This is a genomic window from Dermabacter sp. HFH0086, from assembly GCF_000413375.1.
Lineage (GTDB): Bacteria > Actinomycetota > Actinomycetes > Actinomycetales > Dermabacteraceae > Dermabacter > Dermabacter hominis.
In genome coordinates this window covers 47255-59382 of record NZ_KE340308.1, presented here as the reverse complement: position 1 = coordinate 59382, position 12128 = coordinate 47255, and the positions used below count along the sequence as shown (strand labels likewise).

Below are 12128 nucleotides of genomic sequence, written 5' to 3'. Positions count from 1 at the left end.
CAGGAATCCGCTCGACACGCTGAAGGGAAACTGGGCGCGCGAACATCCAGCGTGGAATGATGGTACCTGCGCGTGTTTTCGCGCAGTTTGGTACGAGTAGTTAGGGGAGTCCACGCATGGCACAGGGCTCAGTTAAATGGTTCAACGCCGAAAAGGGTTTCGGCTTCATCGAGGTTGATGGTGGCGGCGCTGACGTGTTCGTTCACCACACGAGCATTGACATGGACGGTTTCCGCACCCTCGATGAGGGCCAGCGCGTCGAGTTCGAGGTTGTCGACGGCGACAAGGGCCCGCAGGCCGCGCACGTTCGTTCGCTCGCGTAGGTTCGCCTCGCTAGGCTTTCGTTCCGCACCCGTGCAGGGTGCGGAACTTTTTTAATGTCCGACGGTGGCTGCGCTCGCATCGCCTCCGAGCTCAACAACGCTGCCGCCACTGGCGAGTTTGTCGACGGTCTTTTTGTCGAGAGTGCGCACTGTCACCGCGTCGGTTCGAATCGCTCTGCGGGCATCGTCGCTGAGCCCGCCGGGCGCGTAGACGGCGATGCAGTTAGAGCGGCGGCGTTTCTTGATGGCGCTCGGTTCCGCGATGAGCTCGATCTCGCCGAAGACTTCGCGCAGCGTGACGATCTCATCGGCGAGTTCGTGCTGGTCTCGGTCCATGGCGATGTTGGCGAGAAACATGCCGTCGTCGTTGAGTATTCGGCGCTGTTCGCGTGCTGCTTCGAGGCTACGCATGGCGAGGGGCGTGCGGGAGTTGGAGAAGACGTCGCGTATCACTACGTCGAAGCGTGCCGTGCGCAGTGTGGGAAGGACGGCGAAGGCATCTCCCTCGCGAATGGCGACGCGAGGCGAAGGGGGAAGGTCGACCCATTCGCGAACGAGGTTGATCAGCTTCGCGTCGAGTTCGATGACGGAGTTTCGGGAGGCGGGGAAATGATGGGCGAGAGCACGGGGGAGCGAGGCGGCTCCGCCGCCGAGGTGGGCGATGTTCAGTGCCGTCTCACTGGGGTACGTCGTCGTCATAATCAGGGCGATCCACCGCATGTATTCGAAGACGAGGTGCTCGGGATCGGGGTGGATGTGGGAGCTTTCCATGCCGTCGATGATCACGGTGTAGGAGCCGTCTGTTTCGGGTTCCAACCGCACGACTGAGTGGCTGGTGGGAATGTCCTCGAAGAAGGGGAGGTGGAGGGGGAGCCGGTTCGATCGACGGTTGCGTGCCATGACTCGAGTTTAAATGTCTCACCCCCTTCCTATCGTCGTGAGTGTCGAGAAAGGGGAAGAATCATGACATCGACCATGACAGTGGCAGCGCCGGCGGCGCTGCGCGAAATTCGGGACCTTAACGCGGATCTGGATCGTCTGGAAGCCTTCGAGGCCGAGATCCACGCGAGCCTCGATGAGGCAGGCGTGAGCGCCGCTGAACGATTCGAGCGCGTCCACCGCGCAGCGCTCAAGATTGCGGGGCTCGCGATTCGCCGAGCAAACACTCAAAGGAAACGCAAGCTGCCCCTGAACGTGTGGGTGGCGCTTGAGCGCATGGGCGGAATGCACAGGGCGCGCGCACGGGAGGCGGCGCGTTTTGTCGAGCTTCGCCGTAGCGCGGAGCACTACTGGGAGCACACGAGTCGAATCTCCGAGCAGGACGTGCAGGAGCACGCGGAACAGACCCTCGCCTATGTTCACTCGGTGAAGGAGGAGCTCCTCGGGCTTGAGGCTCTTGCCGCTGCCTGACCGCGTAGGCTTAAGTATCAAGCGTTGGGAGGTGCGGCATGGACGGTGAGCCGTGGCAGCGCGCCATCGCGCATGTCGACATGGATGCCTTTTTCGCCTCCGTCGAAGTTCGCGACGACCCGCGTTTGCGGGGCCGCCCCCTTGCGGTTGGTGGCGATGGGCCCAGGGGAGTCGTCGCGACCGCTAGTTACGAGGCACGCCGATACGGGGTCCACTCGGCGATGCCCATGAGCCGCGCGCGTGCACTGTGCCCCGATCTGATTGTTTTGCCCGGTCGGCACGCCCACTATCGGGACGTGTCCGCGCAGATCATGGCTGTTCTCGACCGGTTTACGCCCCTTCGGGAAGCGGTAAGCGTAGACGAGGCGTATCTCGATATCTCCGGGGTGCAGCGCCTGCTAGGGGAGCCGGCAACGATCGCGAGAGACATCCGCCAGGCTGTATGGGACGAAGTCCACCTGACCTGCTCCGTGGGCGTTGGTATCTCAAAATCCGTCGCGAAGATCGCGTCCTCGCGCGCCAAGCCCCACGGCATTGACGTCGTTGAGCCTGAACGCACGGCTGAGTTCCTTGCGCCGCTTCCGCTTTCCGCCATCGGTGGCGTGGGCCCCGTCGCGCAGAAGAAATTCACGAACCTCGGTGTGGTCACCGTCGGAGATCTTGCGGCCCTCCCTCCGAGCGTTGTGAACAGAGCCGTGGGCTCCGCCGCCCCCGCGCTGCTTGCGCTCGCGCGCGGCGAGGATCCGCGTCCCGTCGGCGCGAGTGCGAAAGATAAGAGCATCGGAAAGGAGCGTACGTTCTCGACCGATATCGCTGATCCCGTGCGGCTGCGCTCGATCGCAACGAGCATGGCTGACGAAGTCTCGTTCCGATTGCGCAGGCGGGGCCTGGCCGCGAAGAGCGTCTCCATCAAGGTTCGCCGCCCCGATTGGTCGAGCCTCACGAGAACGGGTAGCTTCCCCATTCCGGTTCAGGAGAGCGAGGAGTTTCGTGAGCGCGCCCTCGTCGTGTGCGAGCGTGCTCTCGAGGGGGTGGGTGCCGTGCGCCTTCTCGGGGTGCGGGCCGAGCACCTCGTGCCTGCCTCGAGTGTGCATGCGCAGGGTGATCTCGAAGGGCGATCGGCGACGTGGAGCGATGTGGATCGGGCGATGGACCGTGCTCGTGAACGCTTCGGCGTCAGGTCGCTCGCCAGAGCGTCCGGGCTCGACAAACGTGACCTTGAGGCGAAGGACGGCACGGATGCGGGCACAGGCGAGACGCGAGGCGGGGGCTCTCGGTAGCAGTGCGTTTTCCGAATCTCAGGTTTGCTGCCTACACTGAAGGCACGACGATCCGCCGAGCAGCGCCCCTCACTCTCGTGCGTGGATAGGGCCTACTTTGTCTCGGTGTAAGGAGGCACCAATGCCACTTTCCGAAAAAGAGCAGAGGATCCTCGACGAGCTCGAAAAGCAGCTCTCGAGCGATGACCCCACGCTTGCGCACCAGTTCGGTGGGGCTGAAAAGTCGTCGTCGTTTAGCCCGCGCCGCATCGCGCTCGGTGGTGGCATCATCGTCGGTGGTCTCGCGCTTCTGATTTTTGCGGTGTCGCTGCCGGCAGTGTGGCTCGGTGTTCTTGCCTTTATCGTCATGGTCGTTGGGGCATTCGTGTGTCTTTCAGCGGAAAAGCCAAAGACCATTCCCCTCGATGACCCTCGACGGATGCACCCGTCCTTCACGCAGGGAGTTGCGGGGAAGAATTCCAAGGGGTCTCAGCAGTCGAGCTTCATGAAGAAACTCGAAGATCGCTGGGACGAACGCGGTCGCGACCGCTAGCGTTTCCCGGGCGCCGTTGCCCGGATCGTCCTGTAGGAACCGGCTTCACGAAAGGGAAGCCGGTTTATTTGTGTAGGCAAGCGCTAGCGATAAAGGAAACCGGCATCGTCCTTCGATCCCGGCTCTCTACTGCATTCCTTAGGTTCTAAGTCCTAGAGCGTGCTTCCCTCGCCCTTGACTTTCCACTGCCTCCTCCACTTCCCTCCACTCTCCCCACTTTCCTCCACCCGCGTTGCCCTCCAGGATCCTGCGACCTTGGTGCGACGGTGCACTCTTTGCGCCAATTAGCTGTTCTGAACAGGCATTTTGTGTGTAAATGCGTCTCGGTCGGTGTCGCGCAATTTCCTTGCGGGTAGTGCGGTGAGTCTGGGAAAACCCTCCGATTTTGGGTGCTTGAAGAGCTGTGCGGGGAATCTCCTCCACTTGCCTCCACTGCCATGAACTGCAGTTTTATGCCGATTTCGTGACAAAGTGGGGGAGGGGGTGTTGTTTGTGGTGGGAAGTGGGGTAAAGTGGGGGCGTAAGGAGAGGTCCACCCGAATTGAACGGGGGAATGGAGGTGCCCATGTTTCTTGGCACCTTCACGCCCAAGCTCGATGACAAGGGGCGGCTCATCTTTCCGGCAAAGTTTCGTGACCAGCTCGCGGCTGGACTCGTCATGACCCGCGGCCAGGAACACTGCGTGACGGTGTATCCCATGCGTGAGTTTGAGAGTCTCCACGAGCAGTTGCGGCAGGCGCCGGTCACGAGCAAGGACGCGCGCGATTACCTCCGCGTGCTCCTCTCGGGAGCGGAAGACGTCGTGCCGGATAAGCAGGGGCGCGTGACCATTCCTTCGCACCTTCGCTCGTATGCGGGACTCGATCGCGAATGCACGGTTATTGGTGCCGGTAATCGCATCGAGATCTGGTCGAGCGAGGCGTGGGAGACATATCTGGGACAGACCGAGGAGGCCTTCGCTCAAACGGCAACCGAAATCGTTCCAGGTTTGTTCTAGACGACGTGCCGCGAGGCATCTCTTCGCTTGCGCCCCGACGCATCTTCCCCGGTGGCGGGACGCAAGCGAGGAGATGTCTGACGGTATGACGTCACCCGCGAAACGACCACGACATCGGCGCCGCAACGGCGAAAGTAAGCGAAGCGCGAAGGGAGGCACGGCATGGACGCATCCCAGCTTCACGCACCCGTCATGCGCGAGGAGTGCCTCGAACTCCTTCGACCGGCGCTTGAGCGGGAAGAATCCACCTACGTGGATTGCACCCTTGGAATGGCTGGCCACGCCTGTGCGGTGCTCGAAGCCTTCCCGCATGCGCATCTCGTCGGTATCGACCGCGACCGCGCCGCGCTTGGTCTCGCGCGTGAGCGGCTCACGAGCGAAGGCTTCGAGGGGCGTTTCACTCTCGTACACACCACGTACGATCGCGTTGCCGACGCGCTCGCACACGCGGGGCGCGATAGGGCCGACGGCATCCTCATGGACCTCGGGCTCTCGAGTTTTCAGATTGATACGCGCGAACGCGGGTTTGCATACAGCGCAGATGCCCCGCTGGATATGCGTATGAACCCCGATGGAGATGCGCTCACCGCGGCGGACATCCTCAACACGTGGTCGGAGCAGGACATTGCGAACATCCTCTACCGCTACGGCGAAGAAAAGTTTTCCAGGCGCATCGCGCGCACGATCGTGAAGGAACGAGCGTCGGAACCCTTCGAGCGCTCCCCTCAGCTCGTCAGTGCGATCGAAAAGTCCATTCCCGCGAAGTCCCGCCACTCAGGCGGTCACCCGGCCAAGCGCACCTTCCAGGCGTTGCGCATCGCCGTGAATGAGGAACTCGACATCCTGCACGGCGCGCTCGACAACGCTCTCGCGGCCCTCGCGCCGGGAGGGAGGCTCGTGATCGAGTCGTACCACTCTCTCGAGGATCGAATGGTCAAGGAAGCCTTCACCGCGGCGAGCTCGTCGAAGACCCCCGAAGGATTGCCCGTCGACCTCGCTCAGTTTGCCCCCGATTTTTCGCTCGTGAAGCGTGGCGCCATGAAGGCGCCAGCGAGCGAGCAAGAAACCAACCCCCGTTCCGCAAGCGTGCGTTTGCGCGCCATTGAACGCATAACACCACCGGAGATCTCATAGCTATGGCACAGCTCGCTGCATCCCCCGCCTCACGCAGGCGTGCTGGCTTCGCCCCTGCTCATGCGCGCAAGGCGAACCTCGCGCTTGTCTCGCGCCCGCACATCCAACGCAGCTCCATCCCGTTCACGGTGCTGTGCACCCTCGTGCTGCTCGGCGCCGTGGTCGCGACCCTATTGCTCAACATTTCGATGACGAACATGAGCTACGAGGTCGCGAAGCTCCAGCGCGAATCGCGTGAACTGAGCGAGCAGACGCAGATGCTCGAGGAGAAGTCGGATCTTCTCGGAACACCACAGGAGCTTGAGCGCCAGGCACGTGAGCTCGGGATGGTGCCTGCAGGGAAGGTCGCCTACATCGATCTCGCGAACGGCAGCATCATCGGTGAGGCTGCGGCCGCGACGCAGGGAGCGGCCGCGCTCGTTCCGCACGTCACAAAAGCGCCGAAGAATCTTTACGATTACGGCATGGGTAACGAGAGGGCGCGCTAGACGTGCCGAATTCCCGTCCGCCGCGAGATTCTCGCAGCCGCCCGCCGCGCACCGTGCGTGACGGGCGTTCTCACGCTTCCCGTCAATCGGCCGGCGCCGCGCGTGCCCGGAACGGGTATGAGCCTTATCGCCGCCACCGCGTGATCGTGGCGCTCATGCTGATTGCGGCCCTCGCGATCAGCCTGCGCCTGGTGTGGATTCAGGGCATCAACTCGGCGGAGCTCGCGGCTGAGGCCCGGGCGAAGCGCTTGCACACCGAGCCAGTTCCAGCTCTACGCGGCGATATTCTCGACGCGAACGGGCAGGTGCTCGCGACGAGCACCGAGCGCTACACGATCATTGTGGACCAGCGTCAGATGCCCGAGTACCGAGCAAAGTCTCAAACGGCGACGGTCAAGGGAGTCAAGGCCGTCGCGATGGAGCTTTCACCTCTTTTGCAGATGAGCGTGGAGGAGCTCGAAGAGAAGCTCACGGGTAAATCGGGCTACACCGTCCTCGCGAAAGACGTGAGTCCGGAGGTTGAGGCTGCCGTCAAGCAACTCAAGATCGGTGGTGTCACCTCGGAGCGAGTCGCCGAGCGTCTGTACCCGGCGGGCCAGGTCGCCGGTAATATCGTGGGCTTCACGGGCTCCGACGGCACGGCCCTCGCGGGCGCTGAGCTGTCATTCGACAAGATTCTGCGAGGGACCGACGGCGAACGCCAGTACGAGCGGGGTGCGGGCGGCCAACTCATCCCCTCGGCTAAGGTCCATGAAAAAGAAGCGATCGACGGTGAAAGCATCGAGCTCACGATCGATCGAGACCTTCAATACCGCGCCCAGGAAATTCTTGCGCAGCGCGTCAAGGATTTTGGTGGCAGCGGCGGTTCGGCCGTGGTGATCGATCCCAAGACCGGCCATGTTCTCGCGCTCGCGGACTACCCCACGTACGATCCGAACAACCCGGGCGCGTCCGACGCAAAGTACCGCGGAAACCAGTCCGTTTCCAACGTCTTCGAGCCCGGCTCCACAGGCAAACTGTTCACCGTGGCTACGGTGATCAACGAGGGCAAGGCAAAGGTCGACGACCACTTCACGATCCCCTACCGCAAGGAATTTGGCGGAGAGAGTATCAAGGACTCGCACGAGCACCCCGTAGCGCACTACACGCTCGCCGGAGTCCTGAAGCACAGCTCCAACGTCGGCACGGTCGAAATCGCTGAGCGGGTCCCGAAGGAAAAGCGGGAAGAGTACTTGCGGGGGTTTGGGTTCGGCGCGAAAACTGCAGTGAACCTCCCCGGTGAATCCGCAGGCATCCTCCACGCGGCGAAGGACTGGCGCGGGCGTACGCAGTACGCGACGGCCTTTGGCCAGGGATACGCCGTCACCGCGCTACAGATCACCTCGGCGGTGGGGACGTTTGGGAACGACGGTGTGCACATTCAGCCGCGCATCGTCAAGGGACGCGTCGCTAATGACGGCTCTTTCACCCCGGAGCCCGAGGGAGAGCACACTCGCGTGGTCTCGAGTGAGACCGCTGCGACCATGAGGGCCCTCATGGATAACGACGTCGATGATGATGGCAAGGCTGCCGGTAGCGTCGCGGGCTACGCGGTCGGTGGAAAATCCGGAACGGCGCAGGTGCCCGGGGGAACGTACACCTCATCGTTTATCTCGATGGCCCCGATGGATGACCCGCAACTCGTCGTCGGCGTGTTCGTCTACGGAATTAAGGGGTTCAAGTCGGGCTCGGTCGTGGCGGGCCCCGCGGTTTCCGAACTCCTTGGCTACGCTCTTCAACGCCGCGGCATCGCCCCCTCCGGCGAGCCTGGAACTCAACTTCAGAACGAATGGAAGTGAAACTCGTGAGTGATCGCACCGATCTCATGCTGGGAGATCTCGCCCGGCAGCTCGAAGGGGCGCCTGGAGCGGGCGTACTCGAGCTGCGCGGTAGGAGTGTGCCGATCTCATCCGTGACGATCGATTCCCGCAAGGCGGGAACCGGCGCTCTCTTCGTCGCCGTTCAGGGTGAAAACGCGCACGGAGCGACCTACGCCAAGGCGGCGCTCAGCCAGGGCTGCGCCGCAATTCTCACGGACGAAGCGGGCGCTGCGATCGTGAACGACGCGCATCCGGGGGGCGACTACTCGGTGCTCGTGTGCGAGGATCCCCGCGCGCTCGCGGGCTTCGCCGCAAATCTCGTGTATGGCGAGCCCTCGCATGCCATCCCGCTAATCGGTGTGACCGGAACGAACGGCAAGACTTCGGTCACGACGATGTGTGCGCGCACGCTCCAAGAGCTCGGTGAAAGTGCCGGAATCGTCGGCACGAACGGGACGTTTCTCGCCTGGGCAGGCGGGCGCGAGGAGCAAATTCCGACGGAGCGCACGACCCCCGAGGCGACTGACGTCCACGCGCTTATGCGCCACATGGTCGACGAGGGCATGACGTGTGCCGCGCTCGAAGTATCGAGCCACGCGATGGTGCTCCACAGAGTAGCCGCCGTCCAGTTCGAGGTTGCGGTGTTTACGAACCTCAGCCAGGACCACCTCGACTTTCACAAGGACATGGAGGAGTACTTCGAGGCGAAGGCATCACTGTTTACGCCCGCGCATGCGAAGCGGGGAATCGTGTGTGTCGACGACGAGTGGGGCCGTCGTCTCGCAGCCCATGCGAGCGTTCCGGTGACGACGTACTCCGCAAAAGGACACGAAGCCGACTTCACGGTGGGGGAGATCCGCCGCGGAGAGTACGGAACGGTGTTCACCGTGCAACCGTCGGAAGGCGAACCTTTTACGCTTGAAAGCGCGCTTCCGGGAACCCACTACGTAGCCAATACCCTCGCGGTCGCACTCGTCCTTCGAGCGCTCGGCTTCGAGGGGGAGGCGGTGCGTCGGGCGCTTGCGGTGGCGGGCACGGTCCCGGGGCGCATGGAGAGGGTCGCCGAGTCCGACGCTTGCCCGCGCGTCGTCGTGGACTATTCGCACACTCCGGACGCGCTTGAGCAGGCTCTCGAGACGCTCCACACCCTCGAGGGCGTCGGAAAAATCGTGACGGTTTTCGGTGCGGGTGGGCACAGGGATTCGCTCAAACGACCGATCATGGGAGAGATCGCTGCGCGACTTTCTGATCGCGTGTTCGTCACGGACGACAATCCGCGCGATGAGGATCCGGCATCGATTAGGCGCGATGTGCTCGCGGGCATTCCGACGACGTGCCGTGCCGACGTCGAGAACGTGGGAGATCGTGCCGAAGCGATCGCACGAGCGATCGGCGAAGCGGACGCGCGTGACGTCGTGCTTATCGCGGGCAAAGGCGCGGAAAGTGGACAGGTACTCGCCGATCGCACGATTGAGTTCGACGACCGGGTCCACGCACGCACGGCGCTAGCGGCGTGGCAGCGTGCACATAAGGCGGACCTGACGACGGAGGTGCGCGATGCGTAAGACGACGGTTGGCGCAATCGCGCGTCTCGTGGGCGGCCGACTCGTCGGTGGCGCTCACGGCAACGAAAGCGTCCACGGAAAGGCGAGCGTTGATTCGCGTGTCATCGGTGAAGGAGACCTGTTTGTCGCCTTCGAAGGCGAGCACGTCGATGGTCACGACTATGTGGGCGCGGCCGCGAGGGCCGGTGCCGCTGCGGCTCTCGTGACGAAGGCTGTCCCCGGTCTCGAGCTTCCCGCTATTCAGGTCGCGGATCCTCTCGAGGCGCTCGAAATCCTCGCACGACACGAGTTGGCCGAAGCACGTGCGAGTGCGAGGCCGCCGATCGTGATCGCGCTGACAGGCTCGAACGGTAAAACGAGCACGAAGGATCTGCTTCACGCAATCCTCGCGCCAGTCGGGGACACAATCGCACCCATTGGAAGCCGCAATAACGAGCTGGGTCTTCCCCTCACCGTCCTCGAGCTCAGCGAAACGACGCGCTTTCTCGTGCTCGAGATGGGGGCACGGGGCATTGGGCACATCGCCCATCTCACGCACATCGCGCGCCCCGATATTTCCCTTGTTCTTAACGTCGGCTCGGCCCACGTGGGCGAGTTCGGAGGCCTCGACAACATCGCCCTCGCGAAAGGGGAGCTCGTCGAGGTTCTCGAGGAAACCGGAACCGCCGTGCTTAATGCCGACGATGCGCGGGTAAAGGCAATGCAGTCGCGCACGTGCGCTCGAGTCGTGCACTTTTCCCTTACTGACGACTCCGCGGAAGCCTACGCGAGCGATGTCGGCCTTGATGGCGCCGCTAGGGCGAGCTTCATGCTCCATATGGGCGGTAAGAAGGCGCCCGTCTCTCTCACGCTCACGGGCGAGCATCACGTGAAAAACGCTCTTGCAGCCGCGGCCGCGGCCGCAGCTGCTGGGGTGGGCTTTGAGGACGTCGTCGCAGGGCTTCGCTCCGCCGAACAGCGCTCCCCAGGGCGCATGCAGGTGAGCGAGTTGCCGGGCGACGTGACACTCATCAATGACGCCTACAACGCGAACCCCGATTCGATGCGCGCGGGCTTGAGCGCCCTTGCGGTTCTTGGTCATGAACGCCACACCGTTGCGGTCCTTGGCGAAATGCTCGAACTCGGTCCCGAGAGCGAGAAGGCACACCGGGATATGGGTGTTTTCGCAGTAGAGCAGGGGATCGACGTCATTGTCACGATTGGGTGCGGGGCGCATGCGATCCACCAAGGTGTGACCGAAACCCGCGGTGAGAACGAGCGCGCGGTGTATGTCGAACGCCTCGAGGATGCGCCCGCTGTGCTAGAAACGGTGAAGAGGCCCGGAAGTACCCTCTTGCTCAAATCATCGAACGGTGCGGGTCTCGCGAAACTTGGTGAGTCCCTCGTGCGCACGTGGGCAGCTGAGCCCACGAAAGCGGAAGACGCAGGAGAAAAGGCATGATCGGAATCTTGATCGCGGGGGCCGTAGCCGCGGTCCTGTCGTTCTCCCTGACCCCGCTTTATATTCGCTTCCTCGTGAAGAAGCAGTACGGGCAGTTTGTGCGCGACGACGGCCCCACGACCCACGCGACCAAGCGTGGAACGCCCACGATGGGCGGCGTCATGATCATCCTCGCGACCCTCATCGGCTACGGCATGGGGCACCTGAGCATTCTTCGCGCGCCGTCAGTGTCGGGCCTGCTTGCACTCTTGCTCATGGTCGGGCTCGGCGTGCTCGGCTTCATGGATGATTACGCCAAGATTGCCAAGAAGCAGTCGCTCGGTCTTTCTCCACGCGCAAAACTTGTGGGGCAAGGACTGATCGGTACCGCCTTCGCCGTTCTTGCTCTCCAGTTCCCCGATCGCTGGGGGCACACGCCTGCCTCGATGCACATCTCATTCGTGCGCGACATCCCGTGGCTGAATCTCGCGTTTGCCGGTACGGCCGTCGGCATTGTCCTGTTTGCGATCTGGTCCAACTTCCTTGTTGCCGCGTGGTCGAACGGGGTCAACCTCACGGATGGCCTCGACGGTCTGGCCTCTGGGGCCACGATTATCTTTGCGGGTGCCTACGTGCTGATTTCATTTTGGCAGTGGCGCCAGCAGTGCGGCATCGAAGAGATTCGCTCGTGCTATGCCGCGAGGGATCCGCTCGACCTTGCGATTGTCGCTGCCGCGGTGCTCGGGGCGTGCGTGGGCTTCCTGTGGTGGAACACCTCGCCCGCACGCATTTTTATGGGCGACACGGGTTCGCTGGCTCTCGGCGGCGTGCTTGCGGCCCTCACAATCCTGTCGCGCACGCAGCTCGTCGGCGGAATCATTGGCGGCCTCTTCGTCATCATCTCGCTGTCCGTGATCATTCAGGTCACGAGCTTCAAGCTGACGCGCAAGCGCGTTTTCCGAATGGCGCCTCTCCAGCACCACTTCGAGCTCAAAGGCTGGAATGAGGTGACGATCGTCGTGCGCTTCTGGATCATCGCGGGGGTGTTCGCGGCGTTCGGCCTCGGCCTGTTCTACCTTGACGCTTTGCGCTTTATCTAACCCACGTCCGTTCTCGACCA

At 62.9% G+C, this 12128-nt stretch carries 12 protein-coding genes; 11 read left to right on the top strand and 1 reads right to left on the bottom strand.

All coding sequences use genetic code 11. The features are described 5' to 3' along the window. The first annotated feature begins 116 nt into the window (after window positions 1-116). Window positions 117-323, top strand: coding sequence for a cold-shock protein (locus tag HMPREF1484_RS00255; RefSeq protein ID WP_016663000.1), 207 nt, complete (start codon window positions 117-119; stop codon window positions 321-323). 51 nt (window positions 324-374) lie between these two features. Here the strand turns inward: HMPREF1484_RS00255 and HMPREF1484_RS00250 are convergent, their stop codons facing one another. Beyond that, window positions 375-1223 carry a spermidine synthase gene (locus HMPREF1484_RS00250; RefSeq protein WP_016662999.1) on the bottom strand — a complete coding sequence of 283 codons (849 nt, stop codon included), beginning with the start codon at window positions 1221-1223 and terminating at the stop codon, window positions 375-377. Between the two features lie 63 nt (window positions 1224-1286). Here HMPREF1484_RS00250 and HMPREF1484_RS00245 point away from each other — a divergent pair, with 63 nt between their 5' ends. The 10 genes from HMPREF1484_RS00245 to mraY all read left to right on the top strand — a co-directional run bounded on the left by HMPREF1484_RS00245 (window position 1287) and on the right by mraY (window position 12108). Then, complete coding sequence (locus HMPREF1484_RS00245; protein ID WP_016662998.1) at window positions 1287-1733, top strand: hypothetical protein; 447 nt, start codon at window positions 1287-1289, stop codon at window positions 1731-1733. Between the two features lie 38 nt (window positions 1734-1771). Beyond that, on the top strand, window positions 1772-3013 hold the full coding sequence (gene dinB, locus HMPREF1484_RS00240; protein ID WP_016662997.1) for a DNA polymerase IV: 1242 nt from the start codon (window positions 1772-1774) through the stop codon (window positions 3011-3013). Between the two features lie 121 nt (window positions 3014-3134). Further along, entirely contained in the window at window positions 3135-3545 is a 411-nt protein-coding gene (locus HMPREF1484_RS00235; protein WP_016662996.1) for a DUF3040 domain-containing protein, read from the top strand. 565 nt (window positions 3546-4110) lie between these two features. Beyond that, window positions 4111-4542, top strand: coding sequence for a division/cell wall cluster transcriptional repressor MraZ (mraZ, locus tag HMPREF1484_RS00230; protein ID WP_016662995.1), 432 nt, complete (start codon window positions 4111-4113; stop codon window positions 4540-4542). A 162-nt stretch (window positions 4543-4704) separates the two neighbouring features. Beyond that, window positions 4705-5676, top strand: coding sequence for a 16S rRNA (cytosine(1402)-N(4))-methyltransferase RsmH (rsmH, locus tag HMPREF1484_RS00225; protein WP_016662994.1), 972 nt, complete (start codon window positions 4705-4707; stop codon window positions 5674-5676). A 2-nt stretch (window positions 5677-5678) separates the two neighbouring features. Next, window positions 5679-6164: a septum formation initiator family protein gene (locus tag HMPREF1484_RS00220; protein ID WP_016662993.1), complete on the top strand. Its 486-nt coding sequence runs from the start codon at window positions 5679-5681 to the stop codon at window positions 6162-6164. A 2-nt stretch (window positions 6165-6166) separates the two neighbouring features. After that, window positions 6167-8002, top strand: coding sequence for a penicillin-binding protein 2 (locus tag HMPREF1484_RS00215; protein ID WP_232049669.1), 1836 nt, complete (start codon window positions 6167-6169; stop codon window positions 8000-8002). A 5-nt stretch (window positions 8003-8007) separates the two neighbouring features. After that, complete coding sequence (locus HMPREF1484_RS00210; RefSeq protein WP_016662991.1) at window positions 8008-9588, top strand: UDP-N-acetylmuramoyl-L-alanyl-D-glutamate--2,6-diaminopimelate ligase; 1581 nt, start codon at window positions 8008-8010, stop codon at window positions 9586-9588. Beyond that, window positions 9581-11029 carry a UDP-N-acetylmuramoyl-tripeptide--D-alanyl-D-alanine ligase gene (gene murF, locus HMPREF1484_RS00205; RefSeq protein ID WP_016662990.1) on the top strand — a complete coding sequence of 483 codons (1449 nt, stop codon included), beginning with the start codon at window positions 9581-9583 and terminating at the stop codon, window positions 11027-11029. The genes HMPREF1484_RS00210 and murF overlap by 8 nt, the downstream gene beginning before the upstream one ends. After that, window positions 11026-12108: a phospho-N-acetylmuramoyl-pentapeptide-transferase gene (mraY, locus tag HMPREF1484_RS00200; RefSeq protein ID WP_016662989.1), complete on the top strand. Its 1083-nt coding sequence runs from the start codon at window positions 11026-11028 to the stop codon at window positions 12106-12108. The genes murF and mraY overlap by 4 nt, the downstream gene beginning before the upstream one ends. Window positions 12109-12128 lie beyond the last annotated feature (20 nt).

Excerpts from the sequence above, each read along its gene's own strand:
- HMPREF1484_RS00245 (WP_016662998.1), top strand. The coding sequence starts at position 1,287 with ATGACATCGACCATGACAGTGGCAGCGCCGGCGGCGCTGCGCGAAATT.
- murF (WP_016662990.1), top strand. The coding sequence starts at position 9,581 with ATGCGTAAGACGACGGTTGGCGCAATCGCGCGTCTCGTGGGCGGCCGA.
- HMPREF1484_RS00250 (WP_016662999.1), bottom strand. The coding sequence starts at position 1,223 with ATGGCACGCAACCGTCGATCGAACCGGCTCCCCCTCCACCTCCCCTTC.
- dinB (WP_016662997.1), top strand. The coding sequence starts at position 1,772 with ATGGACGGTGAGCCGTGGCAGCGCGCCATCGCGCATGTCGACATGGAT.
- rsmH (WP_016662994.1), top strand. The coding sequence starts at position 4,705 with ATGGACGCATCCCAGCTTCACGCACCCGTCATGCGCGAGGAGTGCCTC.
- HMPREF1484_RS00220 (WP_016662993.1), top strand. The coding sequence starts at position 5,679 with ATGGCACAGCTCGCTGCATCCCCCGCCTCACGCAGGCGTGCTGGCTTC.
- HMPREF1484_RS00235 (WP_016662996.1), top strand. The coding sequence starts at position 3,135 with ATGCCACTTTCCGAAAAAGAGCAGAGGATCCTCGACGAGCTCGAAAAG.
- mraY (WP_016662989.1), top strand. The coding sequence starts at position 11,026 with ATGATCGGAATCTTGATCGCGGGGGCCGTAGCCGCGGTCCTGTCGTTC.
- HMPREF1484_RS00255 (WP_016663000.1), top strand. The coding sequence starts at position 117 with ATGGCACAGGGCTCAGTTAAATGGTTCAACGCCGAAAAGGGTTTCGGC.
- mraZ (WP_016662995.1), top strand. The coding sequence starts at position 4,111 with ATGTTTCTTGGCACCTTCACGCCCAAGCTCGATGACAAGGGGCGGCTC.